Source organism: Micropruina sp., assembly GCF_047606365.1.
Taxonomy (GTDB): Bacteria; Actinomycetota; Actinomycetes; order Propionibacteriales; family Propionibacteriaceae; genus Micropruina.
This window is the reverse complement of the sequence record NZ_JASGEN010000109.1, coordinates 27195-44401: the sequence shown is the minus strand read 5'-3', so window position 1 is coordinate 44401 and position 17207 is coordinate 27195. Positions and strand designations below refer to the sequence as shown.

At 68.8% G+C, this 17207-nt stretch carries 15 protein-coding genes; 6 read left to right on the top strand and 9 right to left on the bottom strand.

Annotation, left to right across the window (positions count from 1 at the left end; genetic code table 11):
* Positions 1-227: 227 nt before the first annotated feature.
* From QM624_RS13030 to QM624_RS13010, 5 genes are all read right to left on the bottom strand, one after another.
* Complete coding sequence (locus QM624_RS13030; RefSeq protein ID WP_415092478.1) at positions 228-923, bottom strand: DUF6498-containing protein; 696 nt, start codon at positions 921-923, stop codon at positions 228-230.
* 151 nt (positions 924-1074) lie between these two features.
* Positions 1075-1962, bottom strand: coding sequence for a DUF4031 domain-containing protein (locus QM624_RS13025; protein WP_415092476.1), 888 nt, complete (start codon positions 1960-1962; stop codon positions 1075-1077).
* Between the two features lies 1 nt (position 1963).
* Positions 1964-2524 carry an NADPH-dependent FMN reductase gene (locus QM624_RS13020; protein WP_415092474.1) on the bottom strand — a complete coding sequence of 187 codons (561 nt, stop codon included), beginning with the start codon at positions 2522-2524 and terminating at the stop codon, positions 1964-1966.
* A gap of 157 nt (positions 2525-2681) precedes the next feature.
* A complete protein-coding gene (locus tag QM624_RS13015; protein ID WP_415092472.1) occupies positions 2682-3209 on the bottom strand; it encodes a DinB family protein in 528 nt (175 codons plus the stop codon).
* A 1-nt stretch (position 3210) separates the two neighbouring features.
* Positions 3211-3675 carry a YbhB/YbcL family Raf kinase inhibitor-like protein gene (locus QM624_RS13010; protein WP_415092470.1) on the bottom strand — a complete coding sequence of 155 codons (465 nt, stop codon included), beginning with the start codon at positions 3673-3675 and terminating at the stop codon, positions 3211-3213.
* A gap of 45 nt (positions 3676-3720) precedes the next feature.
* Between QM624_RS13010 and QM624_RS13005 the strand changes: the two genes are divergently transcribed.
* The 6 genes from QM624_RS13005 (at position 3721) to QM624_RS12980 (ending at position 10870) form a co-directional block, all read left to right on the top strand.
* A complete protein-coding gene (locus QM624_RS13005) occupies positions 3721-4323 on the top strand; it encodes a hypothetical protein (RefSeq protein WP_415092468.1) in 603 nt (200 codons plus the stop codon).
* A gap of 142 nt (positions 4324-4465) precedes the next feature.
* Positions 4466-5392 (top strand): hypothetical protein, encoded by a 927-nt coding sequence (locus QM624_RS13000; RefSeq protein ID WP_415092466.1) that lies wholly within the window; start codon positions 4466-4468, stop codon positions 5390-5392.
* 89 nt (positions 5393-5481) lie between these two features.
* Positions 5482-7155, top strand: coding sequence for a glucose-6-phosphate isomerase (pgi, locus tag QM624_RS12995; RefSeq protein ID WP_415092464.1), 1674 nt, complete (start codon positions 5482-5484; stop codon positions 7153-7155).
* Positions 7156-7327: 172 nt separating this feature from the next.
* Positions 7328-8170 carry an ABC transporter permease gene (locus QM624_RS12990; RefSeq protein WP_415092462.1) on the top strand — a complete coding sequence of 281 codons (843 nt, stop codon included), beginning with the start codon at positions 7328-7330 and terminating at the stop codon, positions 8168-8170.
* On the top strand, positions 8163-8927 hold the full coding sequence (locus QM624_RS12985; RefSeq protein ID WP_415092460.1) for an ABC transporter ATP-binding protein: 765 nt from the start codon (positions 8163-8165) through the stop codon (positions 8925-8927). Before QM624_RS12990 ends, QM624_RS12985 begins: the two co-directional genes overlap by 8 nt.
* A 14-nt stretch (positions 8928-8941) precedes the next feature.
* Entirely contained in the window at positions 8942-10870 is a 1929-nt protein-coding gene (locus tag QM624_RS12980) for a CDP-glycerol glycerophosphotransferase family protein (protein WP_415092458.1), read from the top strand.
* Between the two features lie 85 nt (positions 10871-10955).
* Here the strand turns inward: QM624_RS12980 and QM624_RS12975 are convergent, their stop codons facing one another.
* The 4 genes from QM624_RS12975 to QM624_RS12960 are packed head-to-tail and all read right to left on the bottom strand — an operon-like array spanning position 10956 to position 17155.
* The gene (locus QM624_RS12975) at positions 10956-11645 is read right to left on the bottom strand and encodes a glycosyltransferase (protein WP_415092456.1); all 690 of its coding nucleotides are present in this window, start codon (positions 11643-11645) and stop codon (positions 10956-10958) included.
* Positions 11646-11676: 31 nt separating this feature from the next.
* The gene (locus tag QM624_RS12970) at positions 11677-14043 is read right to left on the bottom strand and encodes a hypothetical protein (protein WP_415092454.1); all 2367 of its coding nucleotides are present in this window, start codon (positions 14041-14043) and stop codon (positions 11677-11679) included.
* Between the two features lie 11 nt (positions 14044-14054).
* Entirely contained in the window at positions 14055-15680 is a 1626-nt protein-coding gene (locus QM624_RS12965; RefSeq protein WP_415092452.1) for a fibronectin type III domain-containing protein, read from the bottom strand.
* A gap of 17 nt (positions 15681-15697) precedes the next feature.
* Entirely contained in the window at positions 15698-17155 is a 1458-nt protein-coding gene (locus tag QM624_RS12960) for a phospholipase D-like domain-containing protein (protein WP_415092450.1), read from the bottom strand.
* Between the last annotated feature and the right edge of the window lie 52 nt (positions 17156-17207).

The window sequence follows — 17207 nt, the reverse complement described above, 5'->3', positions numbered from 1 at the left end:
GGTGCCGGACGGGACGGCCGGGCTGGCCGAGGCAGCTGGCGACGGGGGAGCCGGGGCGGTGCTGACGGCCGGTTGCGCGACCGCGCAACCGGTGAGTGCGGCGGCTGCGAGCGCGGCGAGGCAGACCCGGAGGCGTCGTCGATGGGTGACGGGCGGAAGCACGGCGTCACGATAGTCCGGCGTTCCGCAGCCGGCGGATGGTGTTCGCGCGCCCGGAGCCGGCCGGTTCAGTCGGCGGGGCGCAACCGGCTGGTCCAACCGCGGATCGTGGCCAGATCGGCCACCGTCTTGAGAATCATCAGCAGCGCGACCAGCAATACACCGGTGCTGAGCGAGTAGCCGAAGGACGCCAGCCAGGCTCGCACTCCGTCGACGGCGGCCGACCAGGGTGCCCGGGCGAGACCGCCACTGCCGAACGGGAACGCCACGAAGAAGCCCAGCAGGGTGGCGACGTGCAACACGATCAGCCGCGGATAGGGCGACCAGAATGCCTGCTCGGCGTTCACCCGGCGGCGCCGTCCGCCCAGGAACCAGTCCCGAACCAGATCGACGACGTAGCGCAGCGCGATCAACAGTGCCGGCATGCCGAGCGCCCAGAAGCTCCACTCGACCCCGGCCCCGATCGCCAGGATCGTCACGAAGACGAGATGGACGAACGAGAAGATCCCGTAGTGGACGACGAAGAAGCCGACCCGGCCCCAGGTGGGGAACCTGAGTATCGAATCGGACCGGGGTTGCCCCTCCACGGGGCCCTCGGCGGTGGCGATCCGCACCGCGGTGGTCACCCCGAGGATCGCGTTCTCGATCCAGAACACCAGGAAGACGTTGCCCGCCGGCCAGTCCCAGACGATGACGCCGGCCAGCACGAACAGATTGGTCGCCAGCACCCAGCCGATGTCGAGGAGTCGGTAGCGGGAGGTCATGCGGAAACGGTAGAGCGCGGTGGGTCAGGCCGCGCCCAGGCCAGCCGGAGGTCAAGGACGTACTGACCCATCGCTGATCGAGCTTGTCGAGATCCCTTCCTCCGGGTTTCGACAAGCTCAACCAACGGTGGTCACGTTGGTCAGCGTTTCCTCAACGGGTCAGCCGGGCCTGCTCCTCGGTGAGGTTGACCTCGGCGCGGGCGGCCCAGAGCCGGCGTCCGGTCTCGGTGGAGTACAGCGGACGCCGCGTCAGCAGCCCGCGCACCACCGCCAGCCGGCCCTGCCGGAACTGCTCATCGTCGTAGCGGGCGTACTCTTCGCGCACGTCGCGCAGATAGACGTGGTAGCGGCCGCGCAGCTGGCCGAGGATGGACAGGTCGGCGTCCACCAGCAGGGCCGCGTCGAGGTCGCCCGGATCGGGGTCGTGGGCGATCGTGGTGCGCACCAGCCGGCCCACTTCAGCGGCTTCTGCGGTGCCGACCAGCGGGGTCAGCGAGTCCTGCGCCAGCTCTGCCGAGGCCTCCTCGTCGCGCTGCGGTTCGCCCTGGTGCACCGCGTCGTGGAACCAGGCGGCCAGCGTCACCGGGCGTGGCACAGCGGTGTCGGCCGCCAGCTGATCCAGCGCGGCCAGGCATTGCGCCAGGTGCCGGACGTCGTGGTAGCGCCGGTGTGGCTCCGACCAGCGTGCGAGCAAATCGTCGGCCAATGCCGGGGCGTTCGGCAGCAGCGCCTGCCAGGACGCCTGGGCCGAGGCGAGCGCGACGGTTCGCTTGGGCGTCCGATCCCGCGGCCGGACGCGCAGCCCGGCGTCCACCAGGCGGCGCAACAGCTCACCGGACGGCACCTGCAGCGCGCCGGCGTCGATCAGATCCGGGTAACGCGCGACCGGGACGTCGTAGTGGTCGTGGTCGAACGCCCGGGCCGGTACGCCGGCCGCCTGGGCGAAGGCGTGCAGCTCGTCCAGCGAGGAGTCGGACACCAGGTGGCCGAACTCGGTGCCGTGGGCCGGCCACCGGGGCGGATCGAGCAGGATGGCCACGTCAGGCGCCGGTCAGCCCGCGGGTCAGGGTGAGCAGTGCGGTGTGGGTGGCCTCGATGGCCTGGTCGACCTGCGGGTAGCCGACGAAGCGGCCGTCGCTGAGGTGCGACTGGACCATCGGAATCGCCACCGCCACGTTGGACACGATCATGCCGAGGGTGACCAGCACCTCGGTGATCGCGGACGCCGCCCGGGTGCCGCCGCTGACGCCGCCGTAGCTGGCGACGGCGACCGGCTTGCCCCGCCATTCGGCGTTCAGGTAGTCGAGGGCGTTCTTCAGCGCCGCATTGAACGAGTGGTTGTACTCGGGCATCACGATCAGGTAGGCGTCGCCGCGGCTGATGGTGGCGCTCCATGCCTTGGTGTGCTCGTGTTCGTAGCGGCCCAGCCGCGGGTGGTGCGGCTCGTCGAGCAGCGGCAGGTTGACCTCGGCGAGGTCGACCACCTCGATCTCGAAGCCGCCGTGGGCGGCGAATCGTTCGACGATGTAGTCGGCGACCGAGCGTCCGACGCGGCGAGGGCGGGTGCTGGCGACGATGACCTGCAGGGTGGGATTGGGCACGTCCGGAGCCTTTCTTGAAATCTCAACCACAGTATCGTGAGCGACTCGGAGAGTGCCGTGTCGCTCGCTGGTTGAGCTTGTCGAAACCGGGTCTGACGGTGGTGGGTCTCGACAAGCTCGACCGGCGGGGTCGAACTCGACCAGCGGTGGCCGGGGCTCAGCCGTCGACGTCGACCAGGTGATGCTCCAGGTCGTGCAGGAAGTACGCACCCAGGGTGGCGACGGTGAACAGCGAGCCGTTGCTGCGGGTGCCCTTGCGTTCCCACTGATCGGCCCGGACGGCGGCGAAACCCGAGGCGATCTGCTCGGAGTCGCGTTCGTAGTCGTCGGCGACCCCGGCCGGATCCTCGGCGTAGTAGCGGCCCTCGTGGGCGGCGGCGTCCTGATCCCAATCGGCGAAGGTGGGGTTGTCCTCGGTCAGCAGCTGGTCGAGCCGGCCGGCGAAGACCCGGCAGACGTCACGGACGTGACAGCCGTACTCCAGCGCCGACCAGCGTTCGGGCCGGGTCCGGACGGCAACGTCGTCGCGGTTCAGCACCGCTCGCCAGCGCGGAACGGTGGCCCGGACGCGGGGCGCGATCTCGGCGGACGGCGGTGGCGTCCAGCCACATTCGGGGCAGCCCTGGGCGATCACCCAGGTCCAGTCCTTGGAGTCGGCGGGAAGGGCGGGCGGCTCGGCAGGCATCTCAGCCGGCCACGGCGAAGGTCGCGGTGAACGAGGCGCTGGCCAGCACGTGGGCGAGCAGGTTGAACCGGCAGACCGCGCTGGTGGCGCCCTCGGGGACGCCGAGTTCGGCCACGTCGAGGGCGTACACGGTGAAGACGTAGCGGTGTGCTGGGCCGGGCGGGGGACAGGGGCCGCCGTAGCCGTCGTAGCCGTAGTCGTTGCGCCACTCCCGGGCCGCCGCCGGGAGTGGCGCACCCGCGTCCAGCGCGGTGACGTCGGTCGGGATGTCGAAGGCGATCCAGTGCCACCAGCCGCTGCCGGTCGGGGCGTCCGGGTCGTAACAGGTGAGCGCGTAGCTCGCTGTGCCCTCGGGTGCCCCCGACCAGCGCAGGTCGGGGCTGATGTTCTGGCCGCCGCACGAAGGCTCGGCGTAGGCGGGCTCGATGGTCGAGCCGGCTGGGATGGCGTCGCTGCTCAGTTCCATGACGTCACATTAGTGCTGCCGGCCGGGCCACTAGCCTGATGCCCCATGGAGTGGGTGGAGGTGCTGGCGGGCAGCCGGATGATCGTGGAATTGCCGGTGGGTGATTCCGACGACCTGGTCGCCGCCGGCGAGGTGCTCGTCCAGGAGGGGCTGGCGGCCTGGACCGTCCCCTTCGAACGGCGCGCCGAGCTGGTCGGCTTGCGTGAGGTGTTCGGACGCCGGGTGCGGCTCGGGGTGAGCAACCTGCGCACCGCCGATCAGGTCCGAGTGGCCGCCGGGCGCGGCACGGCCGACCTGCTGCTCTCGCCGTTCGCGTCCGCCGGGTTGCTGGCCGCCGCGGAAGGGACCCCGGTCGTCCTCGGTGGCCTGACGCCCGCGGAGGTGGCCGCCGCGCTGGAGCTCGAGCCGGCCGCCGTCCAGGTGATTCCGTGCGACGCGCTGGGTTCCCTGTACGCTCAGACGCTGACCGCGATGTTCCCCGGTGAACCGCTGATCGCCACCGGCAAGCTGGAACGCTTCCAATGCGAGATGTGGCTGGAGGCCGGAGCGTTGGCGGTCTGCCCGGTGGGCGCCTTCGGTGCCGACGACATCACCGAGCCCGACCTGTCAGGGCTGCGCCATCGCTGCCAGGGCTATCGCTTGGACTGAGCGGTGGTCCGGCTGCCCGGCGGTGTGTCGTCGAGTGCGCGGTGCGGGCCTGCCCGGGTGAGGGGGCACCTCGATTTGGGGTGAGACCAATCCTTAGAGTAACTTTAGAAATCGTCCTAGATTTCTCAGGAGGTTGTGCCGTATGTACCAGCCGCGACGGGCCGGGGGCCCCGCTGCCACCGAGTCGCACCTGGAAGAGGCACCAGAAGCTTCGAAGCCGAGCCGCCGTGGCTGGCACCTGAACGCCGCCGACCGGATCGGCGCCGCGTTCCTCGGCCTCGCCGTCACGGCGACCGCCGGTGCGCTGGCGATGTCCGGGACGGCCGTGGCCGCCCCGATCGCGGCACCGATGACCACGCCGGACGTGTCCGGCCGCGATGCGGCCGCCGTCTCGCGCGACGTGTCGCGTCCGCAGATCGCCGCCGAGGACACCCTCGCCGTCGCGGCCGCCAGCAAGGCGGTGAAGAGCCCCACGCTGCAGCCCACCCGGACGATGTACGCCAAGGACAAGGCGACCGCGGTCTCCGCCCCGGCGTCCGGCGCGTCGAAGGTGGCCAGCCTGGATGCGGCCGACAAGGTCGTCGTCACCCCCGAGGTGAACGGCAAGTACCGCATGGTGCGGGTGAAGAACCGCCAGGCCTGGGTGCTGAACTCGGCGCTGTCGAACTCCAAGCCGTCGCCGAAGCAGGTGGCCGACGCCAACGCACCGGCCGCCAAGCGCAAGGTGCCCAAGGGCTCGGTGCTCGGCCTGCAGCCCGAGGCGATGGTGGTCTACCGCGCCGTGATGGCCCGCTGGAACGTGAAGAACGTCGGTGGCTGGCGGGCGCACAGCCTGTCGGTGCACCAGTTCGGCCGGGCGATCGACTTCATGACCTACTCCAACACCTCCCAGGGCTACGCGATCCGTGACTTCCTGGTGGCGCACGCCAAGGAGTTCGGGGTCGACCACATCATCTACCGGCAGCAGATCTGGACGCCGTACCGGCCGACCTGGCGGCATATGGCCGACCGGGGCAGCGCGACCGCCAACCACATGGACCACGTCCACGTGGCCGTCAAGGATCGCTGACCTTCCCACCTTCGTGCTCCGCGTTCAGCGGGCGGGAGATTCCGCCCGCTGGGCGTGACCAGCCCGGGTCACCTGGTTAGGCTGCGGCCATGCAGACACCCGTTGATCCCACCACGACCCAGGCCTGGACGCGGCTCCAGCAACTCCACGACGGGCTCGTCCCCGATCTGCGCGGCGCCTTCGCCGCCGATCCGGAGCGTGCCTCCCGGCTCTCCTTCACCGCGGCCGACCTCTACGTGGACCTGTCGAAGAACCTGATCGACGACGACATCCTGAACGCCCTGGTCCAGCTGGCCGACGAGACCGGCGTGGCCGCCCATCGCGACGCGATGTTCAGTGGCGAGCACATCAACGTGACCGAGGACCGCGCCGTCCTGCACACCGCGCTGCGGCGTCCCAAGGGCGACGTGCTCGAGGTGGACGGCGTCAACGTCGTCGAGCAGGTGCACGAGGTGCTCGACTCGATGTACGCCTTCGCCGAGCGGGTCCGCTCGGGCGAGTGGGTCGGCGTCACCGGCAAGAAGATCAGCACCATCGTCAACATCGGCATCGGTGGCTCCGATCTCGGCCCGGTGATGGTCTACGAGGCGCTCAAGCCCTACGTCACGCCCGGCATCGAGGCCCGCTTCGTCTCCAACATCGACCCCACTGACGTGGCCGAGAAGACCCGGGGCGTCGACCCCGAGACGGTGCTGTTCATCGTCGCGTCCAAGACCTTCACCACCCTGGAGACCCTGACCAACGCCCGGATGGCCCGCGACTGGCTGCTGAACGAGCTCACCGAGTCGGGGGCCATCGACGGCTCCGACGAGCAGCGCGCGGACGCCGTGGCCAAGCACTTCGTCGCCGTCTCCACCGCGCTCGACCGGGTGGAGGCGTTCGGCATCGACCCGGCCAACGCGTTCGGCTTCTGGAACTGGGTGGGCGGCCGCTACTCGGTCGACTCCGCCGTCGGCCTGCCGCTGATCCTCACCCTCGGCCCGGACAACTTCGCCGACTTCCTGGGCGGCTTCCACGCCCTCGACCAGCACTTCGTCAGCACCGAGCCGGCGAAGAACGTGCCGCTGCTGATGGGCCTGCTGAACATCTGGTATGTGAACTTCGTCAAGGCGAAGTCGCACGCGGTGCTGCCCTACGCGCAGTACCTGCACCGGTTCGCCGCTTACCTGCAGCAACTCACCATGGAGTCCAACGGCAAGGGTGTGCGGCTCGACGGTTCGCCGGTGACCACCGAGACCGGTGAGGTCTTCTGGGGCGAGCCCGGCACCAACGGCCAGCACGCCTTCTACCAGCTGATCCACCAGGGCACCCAGCTGATCCCGGCCGACTTCATCGCGGTGGCCAACCCGACCCATGCGTTGAAGGACGGCGACGTCGACGTCCACGAGCTGTTCCTGGCCAACTTCTTCGCCCAGACCAAGGCGCTGGCCTTCGGCAAGACCGCCGAGGAGGTTCGGGCCGAGGGGACGCCGGAGGCGATCGTCAGCGCCCGGGTGTTCCAGGGCAACCGGCCCACCACGTCGATCATGGCGCCGGCGCTCACCCCGTCGGTGGTCGGCCAGCTGATCGCGCTGTACGAGCACATCACCTTCGTGCAGGGTTCGATCTGGGGCATCGACAGCTTCGACCAGTGGGGTGTCGAGCTGGGCAAGCAGCTCGCCCTGCAGATCGCGCCGGCTGTCGCCGGCGATACCGCCGCCCTCGACGCGCAGGATCCGTCGACCAAGAACCTGGTCAGCTACTACCTGCAGAACCGCTCCTGACACCACGACGAGCCGCCGCCGGGACCATTCCGGCGGCGGCTCGTCGGCGTCCGGTTCCCGAGTGCGCCACCCCGAAGCGTGAGCGCGACAGTCTCAGCGGCCTAGGCACTAGACTGCACGAGGCGTGGCGAGGCAATCGGCTTCGCCCTGAAATCGGAGGTCCCGTCCATCCATGACCGTGGCCCAACTGGCAGCTGACCGTGGGCTGCACCGGGTGGGGGCGCGCCCTCCGCTGGCTTCCTATCTGAAGCAGACCTGGGCCCGTCGCCAGTTCATCGTCAAGATGGCGCAGTTCCGGCTGCGAGCCGATCTGGACGACAACCGGCTGGGCATCGTCTGGCTGCTGCTGCAGCCGGTGCTGAACGCAATCGTGTACGGCACCATCTTCTACTTCCTGCAGAGCGACCGGCGGCCGACCGACTACGTGGCGCACGTGGTGATCGGCGTCTTCCTGTTCCAGTTCTTCTCCAAGAGCCTGTCCGACGGGGCCAAGTCGATCACCGGGAACCAGTCGCTGGTGCAGTCGCTGGCCTTCCCGCGGCTCACCCTGCCGCTGGCCGAGGTGATGGAGCACTTTCTGTCGCTGCTGCCCTCGATGGGGCTGCTGCTGCTGATCCTGCCGCTGCTCGGCCACACACCGGACTGGAGTTGGCTGCTGCTGCTGCCGCTGCTCGCGCTCTACACCCTGTTCAACGCCGGCATCGCGATGATCGCGGCCCGGCTCACCGTGCATGTGCGCGACCTGACCCAGGTGTTGCCGTTCATCTCGCGGATCCTGTTCTACACCTCGGGCGTGCTGTTCGACGTCAACCGCATCTTCGACTCACACCCGTGGGTGATCGCGGTGTACGACTTCCACCCGCTCTACCAGGTGCTCACCATCGCCCGGCATTCGCTGATGGGTGGCTCCTACAACCCGTACTACTGGCTGTACTTCTCGCTCTACGCGGTGATCACCTTCGTGGTGGGGCTGGTCTTCTTCTGGGTCGCCGAGGAGAGGTACGGACGTGACTGAAGCCGCCTTGACGCTCGACCCGAACCGCCGTCCCGCGGTGATGGTCGACGAACTGCACGTCGTCTACCGCGCCTACGGCAGCGGCAAGGTGGCCCGCAACACCCAGGGCGGCTTGTTGTCCCGCACCCGGCGCGGCGTCCGCGAGGTGCACGCCCTCCGGGGCGTGTCGTTCGTCGCCTACGAGAACGAGTCGATCGGCGTGATCGGGTCGAACGGTTCGGGCAAGTCGACGCTGATGCGCGCCATCACCGGGCTCACCCCGCCCGAGTCGGGCGCCGTCTACGCCTCCGCCCGGCCCAACCTGCTCGGCGTCGGCGCCGCGCTGATCCCCAACCTGTCCGGCGAGCGCAACATCGTGCTGGGCGGCCTGGCGATGGGCTTCTCGTCCAAGGAGATCGGCGAGATGCGCGACGACATCGTCGCCTTCTCAGAGCTGGAGGAGTTCATCGACCTGCCGATGAAGACCTACTCCTCGGGCATGCAGGCCCGGTTGAAGTTCGCCATCGCCGCGGCACGCCATCACGAGATCCTGATCGTCGACGAGGCGCTGGCCGTCGGCGACCGGCGCTTCCGGCAACGCAGCGAGGCGCGGATCCGGGAGATCCGCGACCAGGCTGGAACCATCTTCCTGGTCTCGCATTCGATGAAGTCCATTCGCGACACCTGTGAGCGGGTGCTGTGGCTGAACAAGGGCGTGCTGATGATGGACGGCCCCAGCGACGAGGTCGTCAGCGCCTATGAGGAGTCGAAACGGTGATGTCGGAGGACGCGATGAGTGACCAGGAAGCCCAGCCGAGCGCGACGGCGCCCGAGCCGACGGTGACGGTCTCCACCCCGCCCAAGACCGCCGAGGCGGAGCAGCCGGTACGGATGCCGCGCTCCTTCGAGTTCGCCGGCGCGGTGATCGGGGAGCGTCCGCTGGCCCGCTGGCTGGTTCCGGTGTCCGACCTGGTCAACCGGCACTTCCTGGTCGCCACCGTGGCGCTGTGGGTGGTGCTGGTCGTCTCGGCGCTGCTGGGCTGGTTGTGGCCGGCCGTCGTCGCCTACGGACTGACGGCGTTCATCGACTACCTGGCCAGCCGCGAGCTGCAGCGCGAGACGCTGCTGATGCGCCGGCTCGGCATGCCCAGCCACGTGCGGCTGCTGCTCCGCGGCATTCTGCTGCTGGCCGTGCTGGCCAGGATCGAGCACCCGGTGGCCGCGCTCGCCTGGGCCGCGATGCTGCTGATCGTGCTGCTCGCCCAGTTGGTGCAGGTGGCCGGAACGGCCTGGCTGGCCGCCAAGCAGCCGCCGCTGATCTACCGGCCCGAAGGGCAGCAGCCGGCGTCCACCATCGCCTTCGCCCGGCTGTACCGGCAGTCCAGCTGGATGCCGAAGTGGCTGGTCACCACCGATGTCGTCGCCGCGGTGCTGGTCGGCATCGCAGCCACGCTCGGCCTGGGTTGGCTCATCGTGCTGCTGATCGGCATCGTCTTCGTCGCCGCGATCGCGGCGATCTCGGCCGGCTACGCCCGCCGGGTACGGAGGCTCGGCTCGGAGGAGTCCCAGGCGAGGATCGCCCGCGAGGTGACCGACGAACTGGACGCCTTCGGCCCCGAAGCGGTCGTCTACATGTCCGCCGACGCCGGGCAGTCGCAGTACATCCTGAACCAGTGGGTGCCCACCATCGAGAAGATCCACCAGCGGGCGTTCATCATGGTGCGCGAGGCCAGCCACCTCAAGCCGATCCGCCCCACCACGCTGCCGGTGGTCTACGCCCCCAGCACCCGGCATTGCGAAGAGCTCACCAGGCCGAGCGTGAAGCTGGCGTTCTACCTGGCCAACGCCGGGAAGAACGTCCACCTGCTGCGTGAGGCGCGGCTCAAGCACGTCTTCCTGAACCACGGCGACAGCGACAAATCCACCTCGGCGAACCCGGTCGCCCGAGTCTACGACGAGGTCTGGGTCGCCGGTGAGGCGGCCGTGGAGCGTTACGAAGCGGCCGGCATCCACATGCCCCGCAAGCAGTACGCGATCGTCGGACGCCCCCAGGTCGAGTCGCTGCGCGTGGGACCGCTGCCCGCGGGTAGCCCGTTCACCGTGCTCTACGCGCCCACCTTCGAGGGCTACTACGAGGAGTCCAACTACTCCTCGCTGGAGCGGATGGGCCCGCAGATGATCGAGCGGATCCTGGCCCAGTACCCCGACGTCCGGGTGATCTTCAAGCCGCACCCGGCCAGCGGCGTGCAGCGTCCGGGCATGGTGGAGGCCCGGGTGGCGATCGTCGACCTGCTGGCCAGGCATCCCGGCAACCACCTCTACGTGGGTCCTGAATCGGAACTCACCCTGTACCAGTGCTTCGACATGGCCGACGCGATGATCTCGGACATCTCCAGCGTGGTGACCGACTTCCTCTACACCGAGCGGCCGCTGGTGACCACCAACCCGCGGCGGCTCTCCCGGGAGCTGTTCTTCCACACCTTCCCGACCCAGCGCGCCTCGTACATCATGGAGCGCTCGCTGGAGAACTTCACCGCCGTGATGGACGACGTGGTGAGCGGCGACAGCCAGCGCACCCAACGGCTGGAGATCAAGCGCTGGGTGCTCGGCGATCATCCGAACGGCCCGACCGCCACCTTCGTCGCCGAGGCCGACCGGTTGACCGCCGAGGCGGTCGCCCACGCGGCCAGCATTCGCAACGAGTTCCGGGTCAAGTCCTGAGCCGGATCACACCGCTGGTTGAGCTTGTCGAAACCAGCTTCTCCACCCACTGGCTGAGCTTGTCGAAACCAAACCAGCCCCGGGCTCAGTCGGTGACGGCCGGCAGCTGATCGATGACGCGGACGTGGTGGCCGTCGAACCAGCCCGCCACGGTTTCCTTGCTGGCGTCGCCCGAGCGGGCCTTCTTGAACGCCTTGCCGCTCTTGCCCCAATGGTGGACCAGCACGTCCTCGTAGTCGCGGACGGCGCTGACCTGGAGGCCGTCGCGCAGCAGGCGTGCCTCCAGCGCGGTCACCGACCACCACCACTGGAACTGCTCGTCGAGGCCGTCGCCCCAGGCGTCGCGGTCGACCAGCAGGCAGAACCCGTCGCTGCGCGGCCAGGGGCCGCTGGTGACGTAGCGCAGGCCGGTGGCGCCGCGCTCGTGCACGGCCAGCATCCGCCGCAGCCAATCGGGATCCCGCACCTCGGTGTCGGTGTTCAGCAGAAGGATGTGGCTGGCGTCGCGGGGCGCCATCGCGACACCGATGTTGCAGCCCTCGGCGAAGAAGGTGTTGCGGTCCAGCAGGGCCAGCCGGTTGACCCGGCCGAGGAACCGCATCGCCGTCCAGAACAGTTTGGTCTTGCGCCCGCTGTTGTTGTCGACCACCACCAACTCGTAGTCGACACCCCGCGTCGTGCGCAGGCTCTTCAGCATCTTCCTGGCGTACGACAAGGCGTTGTAGCTGACCACGATGATGGCCACCTTGGGCGGCGCGGCGGGGGCGTCGGACATGGCGTCGAGGCTAGCAAAATCCGTCATGCGGTCAGCTCCCGGTCAGCGTGGACGGGCGGATCCGAGCCGCGCCCGCACCCAGCAGTACGACGGCGTCCGGATCGTGCCGCTCCAGGGCGACCCGGGTCAGCGCGTGGCTCGGCAGCGGCTGGAAGTCGCCTGCGGTGACCACGGCCAGGGCTTCGGCGAAGCGTGCCGAGTAGGTGCCGATCAGCTCACCGGCCAGGTCGGACCAGCCGGCGGCGCGCAGGGCGGCGACGTCGATCACGCAGGCCCGGGCGTCCGGCACCTGCCGGCCGTGCCCGCAGCGCCGGTGCGCGGACGCCACGAAGGCCAAGGCCCGACCCGGTTCGTCACCCTGCCGGGCGGAGACCCGGCGGATCAGCACCGACAGACTCTGCCGGGCACGACGGACGTCGAGTTCGGCGGCCAGTCCGGACGCCGACGTGGGCGTGTCGAACAGAGCCGCCGGGTCGTCGCGCAGCACAGCGTCGGAGGTCAGCACCAGGGCGCGGGTGGCGTCCGGAAGGGCGTCGAGCACCGCGGCCATGGTCAACTCCTGGCCCGCCGGCGCAGGCACGACGTGAACACCCTCGCCGAAGTCGGCTTCCGCGCCGACCACGATCACGTCGTAGCCGGCCGCATGGCGGGAGACCGACTCGAGCAGCCGGCGCAGCGGCTTGCTCGCCCGTGGTGCGTTGACCACGATCACCCGGGCACCGACGCTCGGCAGGGTGACCTGCGGAAGCGGACGGCGTCCGAAGCCGAAGGAACCCAGGAACTCCTGCGCGGCGGCGACATCGGGTGCGCACAGCTCGCGCCAGTGTCGGTAGACCTCCGCCTCGTCGGTGTGCTGCGCCAGCAGCGGCAGTATCGCGGCCAGCTTGTCCAGGATGCCGTGGCGGATGCGTTCGTAGGCCGCGTCGTCGATGCCGATCAGGCCGCCGAAGCGCGGGTCGCTGGGATTCTTCGGACGGAAGTCGACCCGGCAACCGACGGAGCGCGCCGGCAGGTAGCTGTGCAGCCGGCTGGTGCTCACCTCGGCGTATTCGGCGTGGTAGCGCTGCACCCATTCCCGGGCCAGCGCCAGATTCTCGGCCAGCGGCAGCGGACGGATGTCGCCGACCGACTGCTCGATCTGCTCACCCTCCTCGGGTGCCTCCTGGGCATCGATGTAGGCGGTGCCGGTGCGCTCGTCCGGGCCGGTGCGGGCGAATACGGTGTCGACGGTGGTGGTGATGCAACCGGAGAAGAAGGCCGGGACGCCCGCGGCGTCCAGCAGCGCCACCGTCTGCCAGTCGCGGCAGCCGATCGGCGCCCACCGCCGCAGGTAGTCGATCGCGTCGGGGGTGAGCGCGTCCGGCTTGTTCAGGTGGAACGACACGAACAGCGGCCGCAGATTCCGATGGAACGGCAGGTTGTAGCCGCCGGAGAAGGTGGGATGCAGGTACCAGCCGAACATCACCGCCCAGGTCGGCGCCGGAAGATCCTGATACACGCTGCCGTCCCGCTGCACCTCGACCAGCTGAACCCGCGCTGACGGCCCCTCGATCAGCCGCTCGGGCTTCACCGTGCCTCGCAGCGACCGCATGGCCGCGACCACTTCGGGATCGCCGTCGAACTCGAAACCCTGCTGGCGGACGAGGTGGCCCAGGCTGGCCAGGGTCTGGATGTAGTCGCCGACGTTGCGTGAAGCGTTGTCGGGCTGCTTGTAGTCGAGCACCCCGAAGCGGAAGTCGGCCTTCAGGCCGGGTTGGGGTGCCCGCCGGAAGCCGTCGGTGAACCAGCTGCGCAGCCGGGTGAACTCGCTCGCCCAGTAGTCGGTGAGTTCTCCGAATCCGCCGGCCTCGGCGACGTCGGCGGTCAGCCGGGCCAGCGGCTCATGCCCCACCGAGAAGGCGTGACGGGCGAGCACCAGCGCGGGATAGCCGGTCAGCGAAGCGGGTGCCTCGCCGACCAGGGCGGTGCAGCGTGCGGCGCAGCCGTCCGGATCGGCACCGAAACCGGCGATCGCGTACTCGGGGCAGGCGGCGCCGCGCAGCTCGACGTCCTGCACCGCCTCGAACTCGGCCCAGGCCTGCGCCGGGGTCGAGGTGGCCAGGTGGCACAACCCGAGCACCGCCCGGCCGGCCTGGGCCGTCGCCGGCTGCTGGAGCAGCCCGTACCCAAGCTGCAACGCCTCCGCCGTGGAATCGGCGGCCAGCGCCTCACGAGCGACGGCCAGGGCGGCACGGCCGGACGACTCACCCGTCGCCACGCGTTGCCGGTAGCGGGCGGTCGCGTCGGAATCAGCGGACGGCGGCGTGGCCGGCGCCACCGTCCCCCGGGCGCCGACCAGGGTGGCCAGCGCGCGGCGTCCCCGCCCCAACGCCTTGCGCCACGGCGATGACGTCACCACGCGGTGGCCCTTCAGTTCGGAAGCTTCATGGTGCCGACACTCTTGTCGTCACCGGCGGCCGGCGTGGTGATCAGCGCCGAGGACGCCGCCCCCCGGCCGATCAGCGAGCCGTTGATCCGGATGTACACGCCCTTGCGCGGCGGCAGCCCACGCAGGGTGAACTCGCCGGCGCTGTTGGTGGCGAACTGCGACACGACTTCGCGGTCCTTGGTCCAGCCCGTGCGGGCGGCCACGAAGACGTCACGCACCGGCTTGCCGTTGCTGCCCTCCACCTTGCCGGTGAGGATGCTGCCCTGACCGATGCTCACCGTGTCGGCGGTCACCGGGGTGTTGCCGAGCTTGGCCTTGACCACGGTGCCCTCCTCCCGGGCGTACGCGGTGCCCTTGGTGTTCACCCACTGGGTCGTGTAGTTGCCGCTGCCCACGTAGGCGAGTTGGACGTAGTAGTCGCCGGGGCGCACTTCGAGCTTGTACTTGCCCGAGGTCGAGACCGGCACCTGGGCGTTCACGTCGCCGGACGACTTGGAGTAGGCCACCGCCACGTAGTCGGCGAGGGTGCTGCCGCCGGCGCCGGTCACGGTGCCGGAGATGAAGCCCTTCGGCGAACGGGTCTTCGCCATGATCGCCTCGGTGCGGTCGGAGACCGCCACGGTGGTCACCTTGCCCTTGGCGTCGGTGAAGTTCTGCACCATCCGGATCCGGAGGTAGTAGTTGGTGTTGGAGCTGAGCTTCTTGACCTTGCCGGAGGTGCCGGTCAGATTGGCGTAGGCGTCATGATCGGTCATCTCCTGGTTCTCGGCCCAGTAGACGCGGAACAGGTGCTTGTCGGCGTCGTAGCCCTGCGGCGCCTTCCAGGACAGGCTGATGCTCTCGTGATCGGTGTCGGTGACCTTGAAGCTGGTGGGCTGGTCGTACATCGGGGTGGTGGTGCCGTCCGGCAGCTTCACCGTGGCCGGATTGGTCGACTTGGTGGACTTGGCGCTGGAGTAGCCGCTCATCCGGATGCCCGGCAGGTCGGTGTTGCCCGCCACGGGAAGCCGGTTGGCCACCGTGAACTTGTAGCTGACACCCGGCTTCAGCCCGGTGAACACCGCCGAGCCGTCGAAGCCGTACTGGTACTTGGTCTTCTCACCCTTGGCTTCGGCCCGCAGCACATAGCCCGGGGAGCCGGTCACCGTGCGCCAGGTGATCTCCATGCTGGTCTTGGTCGGGTTGACCGCTTGGATCGCGATCGGCGCCTTGTAGGAGAACTTGGACGTCTTGACCTTGACCGCCGAACTCACCGCGCCGGTCGAGGAGCCGCTGCTGGAGGCGGCGCTCCAGGGCTGGACCCAGACGTAGTAGGTCTTCGAGGTGCTCAGTGCCGACAGCGTCAGCGGGGATCCGGTCACATACTTCGACGAGGCCTTCGATCGGCTCGAGCTGGTGCCGTAGTAGACCCGGTAGGCGGCCGGCTTGCCGTCGGAGGGGGCCTTCCAGGTCACGGTGACGCCGTTCGAACCCGAAATGGCCTTGGCGGAGACGCTGGTCGGTTTGCCGAGCGCCGCGTTCGCCCGCGGCGTGGGAGCGACCACGCTGAGGGCGAATGCGAGGGTGCCGATGATCGCGACGATCAGGCTGCGGTGGCCCAGTCTCATTGTTGTGCTGCGGTTCGTCACTTGCAGGCCCTGTTCCCTTGGTTCAGTTCGTTCCAGCCGGCCTGGTAGACGCCGATCGCCCGGCGCATGTCCTCGGCGGTGGCGTTGTTGGCGCGGCGGGTGTCCATGGTGATCACGTGCTCTTCGCTGTAGCGCAGCCCGGACGTGGTCATGTTGGCGGTGCCGAACAGAGCCCGGCCGGCGTTGCTGGTGGCCGGGGTGATCAGGATCATCTTGGTGTGGATCGGCACCTTGGTGCAGCGCACCATGGTGGTGGCGTTGTATTTCTTCAGCACCTTCACCACGTCCTTCGACACGGTCTGCGCACCGCCCTGCTGGGAGAGCAGGATCTTCACGTCACAACCCCGGTTCTTGAGGCTGACCAGGGATTTCACCATGATCGTTGCCCGTGTGATGGTGAGCCGGTACATCGCCACCCGGATCTTGTTGTCGACCAGGCAGTCGACGTCGTTGAACTGCGCCGAGTAGTAGTCGTCGACGTCCTTCGGCTGTGGACTGAACGAGACCGAGGTGCCGCGGCCCGAGTCGGTGTAGTGCCGGTAGAGGGTGTCGATCCAGATGCCGCGGTCCTTCTTCAGCGTCGGCTTGACGTCGCCGACGGTGACGAACTTGCCCTTCTTGCAGTCGGCCGAGCCGGTGGTCGAGCCCGAGCAGATCTTCATGTTCTGGTAGCGGGCGGAGAAGTTGTCGTACAGCTTCTGGTCGCCGTAGATGAGGGACGCCTCCTGCCAGTAGGTGCGCACCTGGCTGCGGGCGAACTGACCCGACGACGAGAACACCGCGGGATGCTTCTTGTCATCGCCGGCCCAGAGGGTGTCCGAGATCGTCATGAACTTCTCGTGGTTGATCGCGTACGGGTACACGCTCGACTTGTTGGTGTTGAAGCAGCCGTTGTAGCACCAGTAGATCTTGGCGATCTTGCTGCTGACCAGTCGCTTGACGATGTTGGATTTCGCCGAGGCCGGGGTGATGCTGCCGCCGTCCATCACGAAGCCGATGTTGACGTTGCGCTTCTTCTTCACGTACTCCATCGCACGCCAGATGATCTCGCTGTCGGACTCGGGCCGATCGGTGGTGCCGATCGCCCGGATGAAGTACATGCCGATCATGATCGTGGAGTTCTTCTTGGCGCCGCAGACGATCTGGGCCATCCGGTTGGCGTAGCTCCACGGCGACTGGTTCTTGGCGTCCAGGTAGCCCCGGTACTCCATGTCGTCGGTGTTGAACCAGGCCTCGAACGCACGCGGTTCCGAGGTCAGCGTCGGACACTCGCTGAGGTCCTGCGGGACGGCCTGCGCCTCACCGGTGTTGTCGTCCATGGTGAACGAGATGGCGCCCGCCGGGGTCGCCACGATCGCGGTGAGCAGCGTGGCGACGCCCAGCATCGCGAGAAGGCGTTGTTTCCAGCTGGATCGGTTGGCCGAGAACGGCATCCATACCCCCGAGTTCGTCACACCGGCGAGAATCCGCCGGCGCGGCGAAATTCAGCGGTGCCTTGATTAGGAT

Coding starts and splice junctions, on each gene's coding strand:
- pgi (WP_415092464.1), top strand. CDS start 5,482: ATGCAGACACCCGTTGATCCCACCACGACCCAGGCCTGGACGCGGCTC.
- QM624_RS13010 (WP_415092470.1), bottom strand. CDS start 3,675: ATGGAACTGAGCAGCGACGCCATCCCAGCCGGCTCGACCATCGAGCCC.
- QM624_RS13005 (WP_415092468.1), top strand. CDS start 3,721: ATGGAGTGGGTGGAGGTGCTGGCGGGCAGCCGGATGATCGTGGAATTG.
- QM624_RS13015 (WP_415092472.1), bottom strand. CDS start 3,209: ATGCCTGCCGAGCCGCCCGCCCTTCCCGCCGACTCCAAGGACTGGACC.
- QM624_RS12975 (WP_415092456.1), bottom strand. CDS start 11,645: ATGTCCGACGCCCCCGCCGCGCCGCCCAAGGTGGCCATCATCGTGGTC.
- QM624_RS12990 (WP_415092462.1), top strand. CDS start 7,328: ATGACCGTGGCCCAACTGGCAGCTGACCGTGGGCTGCACCGGGTGGGG.
- QM624_RS12965 (WP_415092452.1), bottom strand. CDS start 15,680: ATGAGACTGGGCCACCGCAGCCTGATCGTCGCGATCATCGGCACCCTC.
- QM624_RS13000 (WP_415092466.1), top strand. CDS start 4,466: ATGTACCAGCCGCGACGGGCCGGGGGCCCCGCTGCCACCGAGTCGCAC.
- QM624_RS12980 (WP_415092458.1), top strand. CDS start 8,942: ATGAGTGACCAGGAAGCCCAGCCGAGCGCGACGGCGCCCGAGCCGACG.
- QM624_RS13030 (WP_415092478.1), bottom strand. CDS start 923: ATGACCTCCCGCTACCGACTCCTCGACATCGGCTGGGTGCTGGCGACC.